This window comes from Nocardiopsis trehalosi NBRC 14201 (assembly GCF_001552555.1).
Taxonomy (GTDB): Bacteria; Actinomycetota; Actinomycetes; order Streptosporangiales; family Streptosporangiaceae; genus Nocardiopsis_B; species Nocardiopsis_B trehalosi.
The window spans coordinates 18,349-36,161 of record NZ_BCRK01000046.1; the positions used below are offsets into that span (position 1 = coordinate 18,349).

The 17,813-nt window shown below is 75.4% G+C and carries 14 protein-coding genes and 1 tRNA gene; 8 read left to right on the plus strand and 7 right to left on the minus strand.

Annotated elements, in window-relative coordinates; genetic code table 11:
• Positions 1 to 26 precede the first annotated feature (26 nt).
• Together NT8_RS10980 and NT8_RS10985 are read right to left on the minus strand one after the other, a co-directional pair.
• Positions 27 to 719, minus strand: a complete 693-nt coding sequence (locus NT8_RS10980) for a response regulator transcription factor (protein WP_067967247.1) — start codon at positions 717 to 719, stop codon at positions 27 to 29.
• Positions 716 to 1,894, minus strand: coding sequence for a sensor histidine kinase (locus NT8_RS10985; RefSeq protein ID WP_067967249.1), 1,179 nt, complete (start codon positions 1,892 to 1,894; stop codon positions 716 to 718). The genes NT8_RS10980 and NT8_RS10985 overlap by 4 nt, the downstream gene beginning before the upstream one ends.
• 123 nt (positions 1,895 to 2,017) lie before the next feature.
• Between NT8_RS10985 and phoU the strand changes: the two genes are divergently transcribed.
• From phoU to ispF, 3 genes are all read left to right on the plus strand, one after another.
• Complete coding sequence (gene phoU / locus NT8_RS10990) at positions 2,018 to 2,680, plus strand: phosphate signaling complex protein PhoU (protein WP_067967251.1); 663 nt, start codon at positions 2,018 to 2,020, stop codon at positions 2,678 to 2,680.
• 314 nt (positions 2,681 to 2,994) lie between these two features.
• Positions 2,995 to 3,477, plus strand: coding sequence for a CarD family transcriptional regulator (locus NT8_RS10995; RefSeq protein ID WP_067967254.1), 483 nt, complete (start codon positions 2,995 to 2,997; stop codon positions 3,475 to 3,477).
• A 37-nt stretch (positions 3,478 to 3,514) separates the two neighbouring features.
• On the plus strand, positions 3,515 to 3,988 hold the full coding sequence (gene ispF, locus NT8_RS11000; protein ID WP_174549557.1) for a 2-C-methyl-D-erythritol 2,4-cyclodiphosphate synthase: 474 nt from the start codon (positions 3,515 to 3,517) through the stop codon (positions 3,986 to 3,988).
• A gap of 729 nt (positions 3,989 to 4,717) precedes the next feature.
• Here ispF and NT8_RS11005 read toward each other — a convergent pair.
• Entirely contained in the window at positions 4,718 to 7,801 is a 3,084-nt protein-coding gene (locus NT8_RS11005; RefSeq protein ID WP_157515674.1) for a hypothetical protein, read from the minus strand.
• Between the two features lie 475 nt (positions 7,802 to 8,276).
• Between NT8_RS11005 and cysS the strand changes: the two genes are divergently transcribed.
• The 3 genes from cysS (at position 8,277) to NT8_RS11020 (ending at position 10,972) form a co-directional block, all read left to right on the plus strand.
• Positions 8,277 to 9,680 (plus strand): cysteine--tRNA ligase, encoded by a 1,404-nt coding sequence (gene cysS, locus NT8_RS11010; RefSeq protein ID WP_067967261.1) that lies wholly within the window; start codon positions 8,277 to 8,279, stop codon positions 9,678 to 9,680.
• A gap of 207 nt (positions 9,681 to 9,887) precedes the next feature.
• Entirely contained in the window at positions 9,888 to 10,859 is a 972-nt protein-coding gene (gene rlmB / locus NT8_RS11015) for a 23S rRNA (guanosine(2251)-2'-O)-methyltransferase RlmB (RefSeq protein ID WP_067967263.1), read from the plus strand.
• A gap of 40 nt (positions 10,860 to 10,899) precedes the next feature.
• Positions 10,900 to 10,972 (plus strand) — tRNA-Thr (locus tag NT8_RS11020).
• A 103-nt stretch (positions 10,973 to 11,075) separates the two neighbouring features.
• Here the strand turns inward: NT8_RS11020 and NT8_RS31250 are convergent.
• Positions 11,076 to 11,207 carry a hypothetical protein gene (locus NT8_RS31250; RefSeq protein WP_281203409.1) on the minus strand — a complete coding sequence of 44 codons (132 nt, stop codon included), beginning with the start codon at positions 11,205 to 11,207 and terminating at the stop codon, positions 11,076 to 11,078.
• Positions 11,207 to 12,328, minus strand: coding sequence for a methyltransferase domain-containing protein (locus NT8_RS11025; protein ID WP_067967265.1), 1,122 nt, complete (start codon positions 12,326 to 12,328; stop codon positions 11,207 to 11,209). Before NT8_RS11025 ends, NT8_RS31250 begins: the two co-directional genes overlap by 1 nt.
• Before the next feature lie 252 nt (positions 12,329 to 12,580).
• Here NT8_RS11025 and NT8_RS11030 point away from each other — a divergent pair, with 252 nt between their 5' ends.
• Positions 12,581 to 13,243, plus strand: coding sequence for a hypothetical protein (locus tag NT8_RS11030; protein ID WP_067967267.1), 663 nt, complete (start codon positions 12,581 to 12,583; stop codon positions 13,241 to 13,243).
• 48 nt (positions 13,244 to 13,291) lie between these two features.
• Here NT8_RS11030 and NT8_RS11035 read toward each other — a convergent pair whose 3' ends face one another.
• On the minus strand, positions 13,292 to 14,140 hold the full coding sequence (locus NT8_RS11035; protein WP_067967271.1) for an EamA family transporter: 849 nt from the start codon (positions 14,138 to 14,140) through the stop codon (positions 13,292 to 13,294).
• On the minus strand, positions 14,130 to 14,717 hold the full coding sequence (locus NT8_RS11040; RefSeq protein WP_067967273.1) for a MarR family transcriptional regulator: 588 nt from the start codon (positions 14,715 to 14,717) through the stop codon (positions 14,130 to 14,132). The genes NT8_RS11035 and NT8_RS11040 overlap by 11 nt, the downstream gene beginning before the upstream one ends.
• Before the next feature lie 334 nt (positions 14,718 to 15,051).
• Here NT8_RS11040 and alaS point away from each other — a divergent pair, with 334 nt between their 5' ends.
• Positions 15,052 to 17,712 carry an alanine--tRNA ligase gene (alaS, locus tag NT8_RS11045; protein WP_067967276.1) on the plus strand — a complete coding sequence of 887 codons (2,661 nt, stop codon included), beginning with the start codon at positions 15,052 to 15,054 and terminating at the stop codon, positions 17,710 to 17,712.
• Positions 17,713 to 17,813 lie beyond the last annotated feature (101 nt).

The window sequence follows — 17,813 nt, forward strand, 5'->3', positions numbered from 1 at the left end:
CGGGTCCGGGCCGGGGCGGCCGCGCCCTACTCGGCGGCGCCGGGCTCGAACTTGTAGCCCAGCCCCCGCACGGTGACGATGTACTGGGGGTTGCCGGGGTCGCTCTCGATCTTGGCGCGCAGCCGCTTGACGTGCACGTCGAGCGTCTTGGTGTCGCCCACGTAGTCGGCGCCCCACACGCGGTCGATGAGCTGCATCCGGGTCAGCACCCGGCCGGCGTTGCGCAGCAGCACCTCCAGCAGCTCGAACTCCTTGAGCGGGAGCTGGATGTTGTCGCCGCGCACCGTCACGACGTGGCGCTCGACGTCCATCCGCACCGGGCCCGCCTCCAGGGCGGTGGGCAGCAGGGTCTCGTCCTCGCCCCGGCGGCGCAGCACCGCCCGGATGCGGGCGACCAGCTCGCGGGAGGAGAAGGGCTTGGTCACGTAGTCGTCGGCGCCCAGCTCCAGGCCGACGACCTTGTCGATCTCGCTGTCCTTGGCGGTGAGCATGATCACGGGGACGTTGGACTTCTGCCGCAGCGTCCGGCAGACCTCGGTACCGGGCAGACCGGGCAGCATCAGGTCGAGCAGCACGAGGTCGGCCCCGGTGCGGTCGAAGGTTTCGAGGGCCACCGTCCCGGTCGGCGCCACGGCGACCTCGAACCCCTCCTTGCGCAGCATGTACGACAGGGCATCGCTGTAGGATTCCTCGTCCTCGACGACGAGTACGCGCGTCACAGTGCCGCCTCCCGATCAGTGTTCTCACCGGGGCGCGGTCGCTCCCGGATCTCCGGCCGGGGCAGACGCAATGTGAACGTCGACCCCGAGCCCTCCTTGCTCCACACGGTCACTTCCCCCCGGTGGTGGGTCATGATGTGCTTCACGATCGCCAGGCCGAGGCCGGTGCCTCCGGTCGCCCGGCTCCGAGCGGCGTCCACACGGTAGAACCGCTCGAAGATGCGTTCCAGGTCCTGCGGCGGGATGCCGATGCCCTGGTCGGCGATGCTGATCTCCACCGCCTTGTCCGTGACCTCCACCGACACCGCCACCCGGGTGCGCTCGGGGCTGTAGGCCACGGCGTTGGCCACGAGGTTGCGCATGGCGGTGACCAGCAGGCCCTCGTCGCCCATGACGGCGACGCCCTCGGTGCCGCTGGAGACCAGCTCGATCTCCTTGGCGTCCGCCGCCATGCGCACGGCGTCGAGCGCCTCCTCGACCACGTCGCCCACGGCCACCTTGTCGGGTTCGGCCATGGGCTCGGCGCCCTGGATGCGCGACAGCGTGATGAGGTCCTGGATGACGCTGGTCAGCCGGGCCGCCTCCTGCTGCATGCGGCCGGTGAAGCGGCGCACCGCCTCGGGGTCGTCGCTGGCGTCGGCGACGGTCTCGGCGAGCAGCGACAGCGCGCCGACGGGCGTCTTGAGCTCGTGGCTGATGTTGGCGACGAAGTCGCGGCGCACGGCCTCGACCCGGCGGCGCTCGGTCTGGTCCTCGGCCAGCACCAGCACCAGCCCGGTACCGCCCAGCGGAGCCACCCGCACGGCGAACGACGTGGCGTCGGGGCCGAACTTGCGGACGGCGACCTCGATCTCGGTCTCGCGGATGACGCCGTCGCGGCGGACGTGCCGCGCCAGCGCCAGCAGGTCGCCGATGACCAGCTCCTCGCCGCGCACGATGCCGTAGGCGCGCGCCGCCGAGCTGGCGCGCAGCACCCGGTCGGCCGGGTCGAGGACCACGGCGGAGGAGGGGAGGGCGGCCAGGACCTCGGCGATGCCCGAGGGGAGCTCCGCCGTCGGGGCGGGCTCCTGGGGGCGGCCGCGTCCGGATTCGCTGATCCGGAACGCGAGGCCGGCCGCGACGCCCGTCACGAGTCCGACGAGGCCCGCGAGCGCGGCCAGCAGTTCTCCTTGCACGCCTCGATCGTAAGCGGGCGAAGGACGGCTTTACCCGCCTGACCATGTGTTACAACCGAGGTTCTGCGGAAATTCACCGATGCTTCCGGTTTGATTCAGCTACGACCTGGGACGATGAGGACCATGCGCGATACTTACCACGAGGACCTCGATTCGCTGAGCGATCGCCTGGTCGAGATGACCCGGTTGGCCCGCCACGCGATCGCCCGCGCCACTACCGCGCTGCTCGACGCCGACCTCAACGCGGCACAGGAGGTGATCTCCGGCGACGACGCGCTCAACCGGCTCGACGAGGAGATCGAGGTCAGCGCCTTCGACCTGATGGCCCGCCAGCAGCCGGTGGCCACCGACCTGCGGACCATCATCCAGTCCCTCCACATGGCCGGCGACCTGGAGCGCATGGGCGACCACGCGGTCCACATCGCCAAGATCGCCCGCCGCCGCCACCCCGATTCCGCCATCCCGGCCGAGCTGCGGTCGATCGTGCTGGAGATGGGCCACCAGGCCGAACTCCTCGTCATCAAGGCGGGTGAGGTGGTCAGCAACCGCGACGTCGAGACCGCCCTCGAACTCGACTCCGACGACGACCGCATGGACCGGCTGCGGCGCAAGCTGCTCAAGCGCATCCTCGACCCGGGGTGGTCGCACGGCGTCGAGGCCACCATGGACGTCACTCTCGCCGGCCGGTTCTACGAGCGCTTCGGCGACCACGCGGTGCACGTGGCCGACAACCTGGTGTACATGGTCACCGGTGAGAAGCCGAAGGACTACGAGCCCGAGGTCTGACCCCGGCGGGACGTGGTGAGGATCACGTCCGCGGATTCCGACCGTGCCGAGGGCGGGGTGCCCACCCCGCCCTTCGGCGTGCCCGCGGCGGCCCGGCCGACGGGCGCGGGGGCCCCGGCAGGCCCCGGTGGGAGGGGTGGGGAGGGGTTGTCCGGAACACGCCTGGAGTGGGGTTTCGGTGCGGTCCGGAAGCACCTCCGGTACGCTTTGTCAAGCCCCAAAATGCGCACTGACCTGCGAGGACGTAAACCGAATAGGTACGTTAAGTCACAGATTCGTGGTACCCTTGTGGTAGCGGAAGGGGTACTTGTCACATGACTTTCAAGGTCGGCGACACCGTTGTCTATCCCCATCATGGGGCTGCTCGTATTGAGGCGATCGAGACTCGCACCATTAAGGGCGAGGACAAGACCTACCTCGTCCTGAGGGTCGACAAGGGTGATCTTACGGTACGCGTGCCTGCCGCGAACGCCGAGGACGTCGGCGTTCGCGACGTGGTGGGCCAGGAGGGCCTGGAGCGGGTCTTCGAGGTGCTGCGCGCGCCGCACACCGAGGAGCCCACCAACTGGTCGCGGCGCTACAAGGCGAACCTCGAGAAGCTCGCCTCCGGCGACGTGAACAAGGTGGCCGAGGTCGTCCGAGACCTCTGGCGGCGGGACAAGGAGCGCGGGCTGTCCGCGGGCGAGAAGCGCATGCTCGCCAAGGCGCGGCAGATTCTCGTGAGCGAACTCGCCCTCGCCGAAAAGACCAACGAGGACAAGGCCGAGGCCCTCCTCGACGAGGTCCTCACCAACTAATCGGGAAAGCGCGGAAGCAACCGCATTCATGGTGAAAATGCCACGGGTGGGCGTCGGTACCGACGTCCACCCTTTCATGTCCGGTCGTATTCTTTTTCTCGCGGGCTTGGAATGGCCGGGCGAGACCGGGGTCAGCGGCCATTCCGACGGTGACGTCGCCGCGCACGCCGCGTGCGACGCGCTGTTCTCGGCGTGCGGGCTGGGCGACCTCGGCGCGCAGTTCGGCACCGACGACCCCCGCTGGAAGGGGGCGTCGGGCACGGCGCTGCTGACCGAGGCGGCGGCGCGGGTCCGCGCCGCCGGGTTCGAGATCGGCAACATCGCCGTCCAGATCGTCGGCAACCGCCCCAAGTTCGCCCCGCGCCGGGTCGAGGCCGAGAAGGCCCTGTCGGCCGCCGCGGGCGCCCCGGTGACCGTCGCCGCCACCACAACGGACGGCCTGGGCCTCACCGGCCGCGGCGAGGGCATCGCCGCCATCGCCACGGCCCTCTGCGCCCCCACCGGCGACTGACCCCGCTCGACGCCCGGGGGCACCGCCACGGCCGCTCACGCGGGCGCGGGCGTGCGCGTGGGCGCCCGCCGGGGCGTGGTCGGCGGAGCCGCCCACGTCCGGCCGGGCGAGGGGCGCCTGCGAACCGCCCGCGTCGACCGGCGGCGGTCTCCGCTCGATGCGCTGACGGCCGGTTCGTCCGCAGCGCCGTGACGCGTGGGGACGGGCGTCGGCGTGCTGTCGGTGGGTGGATGACGTCATGGCCGGTGCCGGCGGGCACGGCCGAAGCACGGCGGTGCAGGACCGGTTGTCGCGAAAGCACGAAGTACGCGGGCGATCGGCGGCGGTACGCTGCGCGGTGTCATCGGGTCGGCCCCCAGGGGCCGGCCCTTTCCTCGTGTCCACCGGGTCGTGCAGGCCCGGGTGCCCAGGGGCGCCCGTTCGACCGGGTCGGCGGGAGCCACGGCTCAGGCGTCGGCGGGGGAGTGTTCTCTCGGCGGCCTCCGGATCGGCGAGCGGCCTTTCCCCGACGGCGCCTGTTTTTCGCGGGCCGGAACAGCGGGGCCGGTACAGCGGGGCTCAGGGCAGCGCTCGCAAGCCGGTCTGCGCGATCCATCCTGGTCCGGTTGTTCGAGCCGATCGGCGCGGCGAGCGTGGTTCGGGCCCCACTGGGCTGCGAAGCCGTGGGGCCTGGGGGCAGCGCACAGTGGGGGCGTGGTCGCGCGCCCGGAACGATCCGAGGAGCGCGGCCTAGTCCTCCGGAGGGCGGGGCTGGCTGCGGACGCGGTTGGACGGCGGGTCGGGCGGGGGGAAGCCCATCATGGGGCGGCGGCGCGGCTTGAGCACCATCGCCCGCTTGGCGATCGGCTCCGGGGCCGGGAAGGCCGGACCCGTGGGCGGCGGTGCGTCCGGGGTGATCGGGTGCTGGGGGCCGGTCACCGGGGGGAGCTGGGTCGCGGGCGGCGGACCGGCCGTGTGGGCGGGCGGCGCGGCGGGGAGGACGGGGGTCTCCGCCTCGTCGTTCGTGGGATCGCCGAAGGCGAGGTCGTGCGGGAAGCCCTCGTCGGGTTCGACCGGGGCGGGCGGCGCGGTCGGGGCGTGGCGCGGCCGGGCGGGCGCGGTGGGCCGGACCTCGGCCGCGCGCTTGATCGGGTTCTCCCCGCTGTGGCGGGCGCGCCGGGGAAGGTCGGCGTCCGCCACGGGGACCGACGCGAGCGGCGGGACGCCCGCGCCGGACGGCGCGGAGGGCCGCGCGGAGGGCCGCGCGGCGCCGGACGCGCGGTCGGGGTCCCGGGGGTCCGGGCGGCCGTCCGTGTCGAAGGACCGGGACGGGCGCGTATCGGGGGACTCGTGTGCGGTCGTCGCGGGCGGCGCCGGTCGCGCTGCCGAGGAGGAGTGCCCGGTGGCGTCGGAGGCGGGCGCCGGGCGCTCCTCGAAACCGCCGTGGGCGGCGGCGGCCGAGGAATCGGGGGTCGGACGTTCTTCGGGGGCACCGTGGGCGGTGGCGGCCGAGGTGTCGGGGGCCGAGGCGGTGTCCCGCGAGGCGTCGGCGTCGTCCGCGTCCCGGAACCGCGCGGGGGTCCGGGGGGTGGCGGCATCATCCGATCGGGGACCGGGGGCTCCGGCGGCCGCTGCGGACGCGGCGGGGCCGGTCGCCCCGGGGTTCGGACCGACGGGGTCGGCGGCGGGGTCGGTGGCAGGGGCGGCGGACGCGGACGGGGTGGCGTTGCCCCGTGCCGTGTCGGCCGGGTCCCCGGCCGCCGTGTCCGGAACAGCGGGTGCGGAGGCGGCCTCGGCACCGGCCTCCGTCGTGCCGGGGGTGCGGTCCGCGCCCCGCGTCCGGATGTCGGCGGGGGCGTCGGCGGCCGGGGGTGTGCCGGGCGGCACGGTCCCGAGGCCGGCGTCGGCGTCGGCGTCGGAAGTGGAGACGGCGTCGCCGTCGCGGGCGGCGGGCACGGCGGGCGTGCCAAGGCGGCCCGTTCGGTCGGCACCGTCGCGGGGGGCCGGGAAGCGGCCGGAGGCGGTACCGGCGGCCGCGCGGGCCTCACCCGGGTCCTCCAGGTCGTCCTCGGAGGCGAGGGAGTCCCCCTCGCGCGCGGCGGGGACCGCGTCGGCGGCCGACCGCCGGGCCGCAGCGGGGGAGTCCGTCGGGGCGTCGGCGTCCGCACCGTCCGGAGGGCCGGCGGACGCGGGACCCTCGGAGGCGGGGCCGTCAGGCCCGGCGGCGTGATCGGCGCGGCCGGGAGCGCCGCCGATGGGCCGTTCCTCCGTGGCGTCCGCGCCGGCGGCCCGGTAGCGGGCGACCTCGTCGGGGCGCAGCACGCGGACGCCCTCGTCGGCGTCGCCTTCGCGCGGCCACAGCGGTGCGGGGCCGCGCGACCGCTCGGCCTCGGGCCGCACCGGCTCCGCGCGGAGGCGCGCGGCGCCGCCCGGGCCGGGGGAGCGGCCGGGACGGTCCGCCGGGCCATCGGAGAGATCGGGTGCGTCGGCGGGGTGCCGTCGCTCGTACGCTTCTTCGCCATCACCGTGGGGTTCGGCGGGGCGGTGGACGCGGTCGTACGCGTCGTCGGCAGCGCCATCACCGGGGTGGCGGTGAGCGTCACCGGGACCGTCGGGCGCGTCTGCGGGAGGCCGTCGGTCGTACACGTCATCGGCGCCGCCACGGCCGGGGTGGGCGTCGTCGCCGTCGGGTGCGCCGGTGGGCCGCCGCCCGGTGCGGTCGGCCGCGTGGGCGGTGTGGTCCGCGTCGGCGGGGTGTCGTCGGTCGTGGGCGTCACCGCCATCACCGGGGCGGCGTCGGTCGTACGCGTCGTCGTCCCCGTGGGGTTCGGCGGGGCGGTGGACGCGGTCGTACGCGTCGTCGGCAGCGCCATCACCGGGGTGGCGGTGAGCGTCACCGGGGCCGTCGGGAGCGTCGGCGGGACCCCGTCGGTCGTACACGTCGCCGGCAGCGCCGTCGGCGGGCCGGTGGTGGATGTCGGCGGGGTGCCGCCGGCCGTGGGCGTCGTCGCCTTCACCGTGGGGGTCGGCAGGGCGGCGGTAGACGTGGTCGTACGCGTCGTCGGCGTCGCCATCGTCGGGGTGGTCGGCGGGCAGGTGGTGGGCGTCGTCGCCGTCGGGGGCGTCGGCGGGGCGCCGACCGGTGCGGTCGGCCGCTCGGTCCGTCCGGGCCGCGTCGTGCGCCTCGTACGCGTTGTCGGTGCGGTCCGTGTCGTCGGCGGGGGTGGCGGTGGCATGCCGAATGGCTCGGACCGTGGCGGCGGTGTCGGCGGGCGCACTCGCGGGGGTGCCGTCGGCGGGGTCGAGGCGCGGTGTGTCGGCGCGGCCGAGGGCCTCGGTCGGGGCGTCGTCGTCGGGCAGCTTGGTGCGGTCGAACGGCTCGGTGGCGGCGCTCGCGGGCGCGCCGCGCGGGCGGCGGCCGCCGGAGGCCGGGCGCGGGCGGCCGGGGCGGCGGCCGCGCGCCGGGGGCGCCACCGGGGTCTCGCCGCGCAGGTGCGTCCACACCCAGAGGAACACGCGGAAGGCGGCGAGCAGCGCCAGCCACGGCGCCACGGCGGTGATCACGAGGGCCACCGTGGGCAGCAGCCGGGTGTCGGACGTCTGGAGGGCGCTGGCGCCCGCCGCCGACAGGATCAGGGCGAGGATGAGCGCGTCGACCCAGAGGCGGCGCTTCCGTGGAGCGCTGCGCAGCAGGTAGCTGGTCCAGAACGCCAGGAGCAGCAGCAGGGTGAAGCCCGCCGGGTAGAGGTGGGCCGCGCTCGGACCGACCCCGCCCTGCCGGGCGATCTGGTAGATGCCGTTGTAGGAGAGCAGGACCGCGAAAGCGGCGATCACCAGCACACCGGCCCCGGTGACCGCGAGGGCGGTCCCCCGGGAGCCGGAGTCGGGGGCGGCGCGGTCCGGCGCGGGGCGCGCACCTGGGCTTTTCGAGGGTGATTTAACGGCCATCGTGCGCAGAAGGGTAGCTCAGCGGGTGCGGCGAGCACGAGGGTTCCCGGAGAAACCGACCGGAATCCACCGCGGGTTCCGGCCCGGGGGAAAATACGCTCCGACCAGTTCGGGGGCTTTCGCGGGGCGGAAGATCATCGCGGCGGATCGGCCGCGTTGCGGAACGCGGAACGGGGCCGCCGAATTTCCGCCGACGAACGCGCCGAATTCCGGTTGTCCTATTTCGCGGTGAAGCGTCGCCGCCGGTCCAGGTGGTCTCCCGGCGGCCCCGGCCCGGCCGCCTCCGGCCGCCCCGGAAACGGGCCCGCGAGGATGTCCGTTCCCCGGCCTTCGGCGGTGCGGAAACGGCTACCCTGGCACTGTGAGTCTGCGCTTCTACGACACCAGTGCCCGGCAGGTCCGCGACTTCACCCCCCTGCACGAGGGGTGTGCCTCGCTGTACCTGTGCGGCGCCACGGTGCAGGCTCCCCCGCACATCGGGCACATCCGCTCCGGGGTCAACTTCGACATCCTGCGGCGCTGGCTCACCTACCACGGCCTCGACGTCACGCTGTGCCGGAACGTCACCGACATCGACGACAAGATCATCCGCGTGGCCGCGACCGAGGGCGTCCCGTGGTGGGTCGTCAGCGAGCGCAACCAGCGGGCGTTCACGTCGGCCTACGACACCCTCGGCTGCCTGCCGCCCACCGTCGAACCCCGCGCCACCGGCCACGTGCCCGAGATGATCGAGCTCATGCGCCGGCTGATCGACCGCGGCCACGCCTACCCGGCCGCCGACGACTCCGGCGACGTCTACTTCGACGTGCGGTCCTACGCCGACTACGGCGCCCTGTCCAACCAGCGCCTCGACCAGATGCGCGCGGCCGGCGACGCCGACGGCGACTCCGCCAAGCGCGACCCCCGCGACTTCGCCCTGTGGAAGGGCGCCCGGCCGGGCGAGCCCAGCTGGGCCACCCCCTGGGGGCGGGGCCGGCCCGGCTGGCACCTGGAGTGCTCGGCCATGGCCACCGCCTACCTGGGCGAGACCTTCGACATCCACGGCGGCGGCCTCGACCTCGTGTTCCCGCACCACGAGAACGAGATCGCGCAGTCCAGGGCCGCCGGCGACGGCTTCGCGCGCTACTGGCTGCACAACGGCCTGCTCACCATGGGCGGCGAGAAGATGAGCAAGTCGCTCGGCAACTCGCTGCTCATCCCCGAGATGGTCCGCAAGGTCCGCCCGGTCGAACTCCGCTACTACCTGGGCCAGGCCCACTACCGGTCGGTCATCGACTACTCCGACGAGGCCCTGCGCGAGGCCGCGGCCGCCTACCAGCGCATCGAGGGGTTCCTCGTGCGCGCGTCCGAGGTCGTCGGGCCGGTCGACCCCGCCCCGCGGGTGCCCGAGCCGTTCGCCGCCGCGCTCGACGACGACCTCGGGGTGGCGCAGGCGCTCGCGGTCGTCCACGGGCACGTCCGCGAGGGCAACACCGCGCTGGGCGACGGCCGCAAGGAGCGCGTGGCCGAACTCGCCGCGCAGGCCCGCGCCATGACCGCGGTGCTCGGCATCGACCCGCTGTCGGAGGAGTGGTCCGACCGCGACGACTCCGGGCTGCGCGACGTCGTCGACGCCCTCGTTGCGGTGGCCCTGGAGCAGCGGCAGGCCGCCCGCGCCCGCAAGGACTACGCGGCGGCCGACGGCATCCGCGACCGCCTCGCCGCCGCCGGCGTCGCCGTCGAGGACACCCCGCGCGGGCCGCGCTGGGAACTGCGCCGGGGCTGACCCCGGCGTCCGGGGTCCGGGCAGTACCTACCATTGCGTACGGGGCCGTGCACGGTTCCGGCATGCACGCGTGCGAAACACCAGGAGAGCGGACCGCGCCGACACGCGCCGCGCCCCTCGGGGCGCCGCGGCCCCGCACGGGGCCCGGCGCGCGGACGGGCGGGGCGCCGACGGGCGCGGCGAGCGGAAGCGAGGAGGACGGCGGTCATGCCGGCGAAGAAGAGCAAGAAGGGCCCGACCAAGGGCAGCGGCGGCAAGGGCCGCCGCTCACTGGAGGGCCGCAAGGGCACGCTGCCCGCCGAGGAGCGCCACTGGTACGGCGACCGGCAGCGCGCGCGCTCCGCCAAGGCCGCGGGGGGTCCGGCCGCCGCACCCGCGGGCTCCGCCCCCGCCGGGCGCAGCGGGAGCCGCCGCGACGGCGGCACCGAACTCCTCATCGGCCGCAACCCGGTGGTCGAGGCGCTGCGCGCCGGGGTCCCGGCCAGCCGGCTGTTCCTCGCCAACAGCCTCGACCCGGACGAGCGCGTCAGCGAGGCCGCCCGCCTCGCGGGGGCCGCCGGCATCGAGACCCTGGAGGTCACCCGGGCCGAACTCGACCGGCGCTGCGAGAGCAACGGGCTGCCGGGCGCCGCCCACCAGGGCGTGGTGCTCCAGGTCCGCCCGTACCGGTACTGGGACCCGGCCGACCTGCTCGACGCCGCCCGGCGGTCCGACACCCCGCCGCTCATCGTCGCGCTCGACGGGGTCACCGACCCGCACAACCTCGGTGCGGTCGCCCGCTCGGCCGCCGCGTTCGGCGCGCACGGGCTGATCATCCCGGAGCGGCGCGCGGCGGGCGTGAGCATGGCCGCGTGGAAGACGTCGGCCGGCACCCTCGCCCGGCTCCCGGTCGGCCTCGCCACCAACCTCACGCGGGTCCTGGAGTCCTACAAGAGCGAGGGGCTGTTCGTCGTCGGCCTCGACGGCGCGGGCGAGACCCCGCTCGACCGGCTCGAACTGGCCACCGGCCCGCTGGTCGTCGTGGTCGGCTCCGAGGGCAAGGGGCTGTCCCGCCTGGTCCGCGAGACCTGCGACGAGGTCGCCGCCATCCCGATCACCGGCGCCGAGTCCCTCAACGCGTCGGTCGCCGCCGGCGTGGCCCTCTACGAGGTCACCCGCCGCCGCACGGCCACGCCCTGACCGGGACCCGGTACCATTCCCCTGGGTGTCGACGACATCGGCCGACGTAGCTCAATTGGCAGAGCAATCGCCTTGTAAGCGATAGGTTAGGGGTTCAAGTCCCCTCGTCGGCTCAGCCCCAGGGGAAACCGCCAGGCCAGCGAGCGCGCAGTACGAGCGCTCCGGCCTGGCGGTCGTGTCTAGTGCACCTTCATCGCACACCGGAGCCCACGGGCGCTAGGCGGGCGCCTTGCCGGTGCCGTTGCACAGGATGTAGTCGACCCACACCACCGTGCCGTCCCGCGACTCCTGGACCTTGCCGTGTCCCCTGCACCCGGTGCAGTTCACCTCTTTGCGGTGGCCGCCCATCACACCCCTCCGATCAGGTCGTCCGGTCGGTCCAGCCATACGCGCTGGCCTTCACCGTCCACGAGGAGGCCCAGGCGGTCACGGCCGGGCGCGCCCAGTCCGATCCACGCGAGGTAGGCGTCCTCCACGTCGCGCCACAGCCGGCGCGGGCCGTACTCGGTGACCTCGACGCCGGAACCGTGTTCGTCGCGCACCGCCAGCGCGTAGGAACCGGTGGCCGGGTCCCAGGCGCCCACCCGGTCATCGCCGTGTCCCAGGCCGCCGACGACCACGCCGGGCAGTAAGCCGACGAGGGCGATCTCCAGGCCGCGATCGGCGCGGGTCATGCGCATGGGGTCCACCCGCGCGGTGCCTTCGCGGGGCGCGTGGCCGCGTGTGTCGGGCGGCACCGGGCGCTGGGAGCGCAGCATCATGAACGACGTGTCGCCGTGGAACCGGCCGACGGCCCGACCGTCCCCGGTGGCGACCAGCACGACCTTGTGGCCCCACACCTGCATCGGCGCCCAGGGCAGCGCGATGATCCCGCCTGGACGGCACTGCGCCACCCAGGCGTGCGGGATGTCCCGCACGGCGCAGGTCACGTGCACCCGGTCGAAGGGGGCGTGGACGGGGGCGCCGTGAGCGCCGTCGCCGGCGACCAGGCGCGGGGCGTACCCGGCGCGCTTCAGGTTCACCGCGGCCTGCGCGGCGACCCGCTCGTCCACCTCGACCGTGGTGACGCAGCCGTCGCCGAGCCGCGCCGAGAGCAGGCCGGCGGTCCACCCCGTGCCCGTACCGATCTCCAGTACCCGGTCGCCGGGGTAGGGGTCGAGCAGTGCGAGGAACGCCGCGACCAGGCTCGGCGCGGTGCTGGAGCTGCTGGGCAGCCCGCGCGTCCCGGGCGCCAGGGCGAGGGAACCGTCGGCGATCTGGGTGAGGATCGTGGTGTCGCTGTAGACCGCGTCCCGCCACCCGTCGGGGTCGGCGGCGCGGTCGATCCACCGGGAGGGGGCGGCGGTCATCGGCGACGCCTCCGCCACGTCGGGGATGAAGTGTTCCCTCGGCACCTGGCGGACGGCATCGGCCCAATCGGCGCCGACGAGGGCGGCGAGGGCGTCGGGACCGGGGGCGGCGGAGACCATGGGTCGACGGTAACGCGAAGTTCACTCCGCGTAATGGATCAGGCCGGAAGTGGACGGCCCGGCTCTCCGGGTGGGTCTCGGGGGCCGTCGGCTCACTGAGCCGGATCGCCGTGCCGCCGATCCCCTCTGCGGCTGAACGCACTACCCGTGGGGGTGGGGAGGCAGCACAATGGTGGCGCCATGGGCGGGAGTGCGGCGGTGGGCGGTGGGCCGACCGGGTGTGCGGGGCGAGGAGACACCGGAGGGCCTTTCGTGGACGACGAGCGGAAGAAGTCGGTCGAGGACATGGGGCTGGGCGCGGGGCTGGTGCTGGCGTCGTTCGTCGCCCTCGCGGTCCCGTTCCTCGCCGAGGTCCCGTACGTGTGGGAGACCGCGCTCTACGGCGCGGCCGTCCTCCTGGGCGGGCTCGGGATGTGCGGGGTGCTGCTGGACATCGGGCGGCTCCGCGAGCGGAAGTCGATGGAGAACTTCGGGGTGAGCATCGTGTTCTCCCTCGGTGCGGCCATCCCGCTCCTCCTCGTGGTGCGGCACGATCTCTGGCTGGTCGTCGACGTCCTCCTCTACTCCCTCCTGGTGTGCTCGGCGGTCGTCTTCTTCGCGTTCTTCGGCATGGCGGTGTCGTCGGCGGTCGCGGAGAGCAACCTGCTGTACGGCGAGGAGAGGCGCGCCGAGGGCGGTGCCCCCGCTGCCGCGAACGCCGCCGCCGGGCCGGACGGCCCCGCCGGCGCCCCCGTCGGCGCGGACACCCACGCGGACACTCCCGCTAGCGCGGACGCCGCCGTCGGTGGGAGGGCCGCCCACGGCCCGAACCGGCTCACCAAGGCCGAGCGGATGATGATCCGCGTCACCCTGATCGTCGGGATCCTGTCGGCCGTCTCCCCGATCATCGTGGCGCTGGTCCAGGAGAACTTCTGACGGCGGCCCGGCACCGCACCTCCGCCCGCCGGCCCGCCGGCAGCGGGGTCAGCCGACCGCCAGGAGGGTGATGGACGCCCCGGTGCAGAGGAGGCCGGTGGTCTGCGCCCGGCCGACACGCTCGCGCAGCGCGGCCACGCCCCACACCACCGGGACCACCGGGTACATCGACGCGAGTACCGAGACCAGCGACAGGTCCTGGGTGCGGCCCGCCAGGGCGTAGGCGGTGATCGCCGCCATGCTGACCACGCCCGTTCCCGCCGACCCGAGGGCGGTCCGCCGGGGCAGCCGGAACCCGGACCCCCGCGCGAGCACGAGCGGCAGGATCGCCAGCACCGACACCGCGCGGTTCGCGGCGAGCGGCCACAGCCCGGCGGTGGCGTCCGCCTGGGTCAGCGCCCCGTACTGGAGGGCGAACCCCACCCCCGCCGCCAGGGCGAGCGCGGTCCCCGCCGCGGCACCGCCCGTCCGCTCCCCGTTCGCGTCGGGCGATCGGGTGGTCAGCCACAGCGCCGGCAGGGCGGCGGCGATCCCGGTCCACGCGACCGGGCCGGGCCGCTCGCCCAGGAGGGCCACCCCGGCGAGCACCGGCAGCGCGATGCCGGTGACCACGCTCAACGGCACCACCACGCTGAACCGCCCCACGGCCATGGCGCGGAACAGCAGCGCCGCGCCCAGCCCCGTTCCGACCCCCGACAGCGCCCCCCACCCCACGTCGGCGGCGGTGACATCGGGCGCGGCCACGGCCAGGGCGGCGCCCAGCATCAGCACCGTCCCCGCCGCCTGCCCGTAGAGGGCGACCCGGGCGCCGTCGGCCCGCCGGGCGAGCAGCCCGGCGAGGATGTCGGTCACCCCGAAGCAGAGCGCGGAGACCAGCGCCAGTCCCTCACCCGTCATCGCCACCCCCGCCGCCGTCCCCGATGCCGACGTCCGTGCCGCCGCCGGACGCGGCGGCGCGGCAGGCGCGGTCGGCCCGGCCGACGGGGCAGACGCCGCCCCGCTCCAGGCACGCGCCGCGGTCGCAGAGCCGGCAGAGCCGCTCGGCGTCGCCGGGACGCCGGTAGAGGCCGCCGAGGAGCTTGTCGAGCAGGGCGGCGAGCGCCGCCTGCTCGTCGCCGTCGAGCCGCGACAGCGCCTCGTGCAGGGCCGACCCGCGCGCCGACAGCAGGTCGCGGGCGGCCTGCTCGCCGCGGTCCGTGGGCCGGACGGCGACGCCGCGGCCGCCGGGCCGTTCGCGGCGCACCAGCCCCTTGGCCTCCAGGGCGTCGACCATGCGGGCCGCCGCGGGCTGGCTGAGCCCGACGCGGCGGCCGAGTTCGGTGACCCCGATGCCGGGCTCATGGGAGAGGACCACCAGCGCGGCGGCCCCGCTGGTGCTGGTGCCGCTCGCGGGGACCACCCCCGCGAGCACCAGGTCGCTCACCGCGAGGGCGGTCGCGCCGAGAAGGTTCGCCGTTCGCGCGCTTTCATGCATGACTCATGCATAGCACGTCCGTTCGGGCAGGGGCAACGGCGCGGGTGCGGGTCCGGGTGCCCCCGCCGGGGCGGCCGATCGGCGGCCGGGACGGTGGGGAGAGCGGGAACACCCGTGCGCCGGGCGCCGGGATCGGCTACCCTCGCCGGAACAACGGTGGCCGCCCGCACGGGCGGCGCACGGTCGGACGCAATGGGAGCCAGGCATGGCCACGGGTGTGGGGCGGCGAGCTAGTCGCGCCGAGTCGGGGAACGACGGCGTCGCTTCCTGATCCATCGGCCCGGCTCGGCGGTGCTGCCCTTCGTTCGTCTCGACCCGTGAGGCCTACATCGCCATGCGTTCCGCGCAGATCCGTTCGACGTTCCTCGACTTCTTCGGTTCACGAGGCCACCACCACGTGCCCTCCGCCCCGCTGATCCCCACCGACCCCACCCTGCTGCTGGTGAACGCGGGCATGAACCAGTTCATCCCGTACTTCCTCGGCGAGGCCGAGCCCGTTTCCCCGAGGCTGACGAGCGTGCAGAAGTGCGCCCGCACCGGCGACATCGACGAGGTGGGGCGCACCGCCCGGCACGCGACCTTCTTCGAGATGCTCGGCAACTTCTCCTTCGGCGACTACTTCCGGGAGGACGCGATCGCGTTCGCCTGGGAGCTGGCCACCGACGGCTACGGGCTCGACCGCGACCGCCTGTGGGCCACGGTCTACCGCGACGACGACGAGGCGTACGCGCTGTGGCGGGCGCTCGGCGTGCCCGCCGACCGCATCCAGCGCCTCGGCGTCGAGGACAACTTCTGGTCGATGGGCGTGCCCGGCCCCTGCGGTCCGTCGTCCGAACTCCACTACGACCGCGGCCCGGCGTTCGGCCGCGAGGGCGGCCCGGCGGTCGACGGCGAGCGCTACGTCGAACTGTGGAACCTCGTCTTCATGCAGAACGTGCGCGGCGAGGGCGGCGCCAAGCGCGACTACCCCGTCCTGGGCGACCTGCCGCGCCGCAACATCGACACGGGCCTCGGCCTGGACCGGCTCGCCGCGATCCTCCAGGGCGTCGACACCGTCGCCGAGACCGACCTGCTCCGCCCCGCCCTCACCCGCCTGGAGGAGCTGGCCGGGCGCGGCTACCCCGGACGGGACGGCGGAGCGGCGTCCACCGCGTTCCGCGTGGCGGTCGACCACGCCCGCTGTGCGGCGTTCCTCGTCGCCGACGGCGTGGTGCCCGGCAACGAGGGGCGCGGCTACGTGCTGCGGCGCCTCCTGCGCCGCGCGGTCCGGCACGCCCGCACGCTCGGGGTCGACGGGCCCGTCCTCGCGCCGCTCACCACCGCGGTCGTCGACACGCTCGGCGCGGCGTGGCCGGAGCTGGAGCGGCGGCGCGACCTCGTCGCGCACGTCACCACGGCCGAGGAGGAGGCGTTCGACCGCACCCTGCGCCAGGGGTCGCGGATGCTGGACACGGCGATCCGCCGGACGGCCGACGCGGGCGGCACCACCCTCGACGGCGACACGGCGTTCGCGCTGCACGACACCTACGGCTTCCCCATCGACCTCACCGTCGAGACCGCCCGCGCGGCCGGGCTGGAGGTCGACGCGGACCGGTTCGCCCACCTGCTGGAGGAGCAGCGCCGCCGCGCCCACGACGCCGGCCGCTCCGCGAAGGGCGACGCGGTGCGCCGCGCCGACACCTTCCGGCGGCTCGCGTCCCGCATCGGCGGCACCCGGTTCACCGGGTACGGGGCGGTCGCCGCCGACACGCGGGTGGTCGCGCTGCTGGCCGACGGCGCCGAGGTGCCCGCCGCGGGCGAGGGCCGCACGGTCGAGGTCGTGCTCGACGCGACGCCGTTCTACGCCGAGAGCGGGGGCCAGGTCGGCGACACCGGGGTGCTGCGCACGTCGGGCGGTGCCGAGGCGGTCGTCACCGGCACCCGGTCCAGTGGGGGCCTGCACGTCCACACCGCCCGTGTCACGCGCGGCGAGCTGCGCGCGGGGGAGGAGGTCGCGGCGCTGGTCGACGCCGACCGGCGGGCGGCGGTCGAGCGCTCGCACACCGCCACGCACGTGCTGCACGCGATGCTCCGCCGCACGCTGGGCGACCACGCGTCGCAGCGGGGCAGCCTGGTCGCGCCGGGGCGGCTGCGGTTCGACTTCGCGCACGTGGCGGCGCTCGCCCCCGAGGAGCTGCGGCTGGTGGAGGAGCGCGTCAACGCGTACCTGCGCGACGACCCGGAGGTGCGCGTGTGGCACACCGGGTACGCCGAGGCGCGGGCGGCGGGCGCGATGGCGCTGTTCGGCGAGCGCTACGGCGACCGGGTGCGGGTGGTCGACATCGGGGACGCGTCGCGGGAGCTGTGCGGGGGCACGCACGTCGGGCACGGCACCCAGGCGGGCCCGGTGCGGCTCCTGGGGGAGTCGTCGGTGGGGACGGGGCTGCGCCGCGTGGAGGCGCTGACCGGACCGGACGCGCTGCGCCACTACGACCACGAGCGGCACCTGCTGCACGAACTGGCCGGGCTGCTCGGCACCCGCCCCGAGGACGCGCCCGCGCGGCTCGCGGCGCGCCTGGACGCCCTCGCGGAGGCGCGGCGGGAGCTGGACCGGCTGCGGGCGGACGCGGCTGCCGGGCTGGCGGCGCGCCTCGGCGCCGAAGCCGAGGGCGGCCCCGGCGGATGGGCGGTCGTCCGCGAGGTCGACCAGGTCCCGGGCGGCGACCTGCGCCGGCTGGCAACGGAGGTGCTGCGCGAGCGCGGCGGGACCGGGGCGGTCGTCCTGGCGGCGCGCACCGATGGGCGGGTGGCGCTGGCGGGTGCCATCAGCGACGACCTGGTGCGGCGCGGGCTGCGCGCCCGAGACGTGCTGGCGTCGGCGGCCCGCGCCGTGGGCGGCGGAGCGGGCGGCCGGGACGGTCTGGCGGCCGCGGGCGGCCGCCGGGTCGACGGCCTGCCCGACGCCCTCACCGCGGCGCGCCGCGACACCCGCGCCCACCTGGCCCGGATCGCCTGACCGGCGCCGCCCACACCCGCCGCGCCGCGGGGTGCTGCGCCGGGGCGCGGCGGGGTGGTCCTCCCCCGTCGGGCGGCCGTCCCCCGGGGGAGACGGCCGCC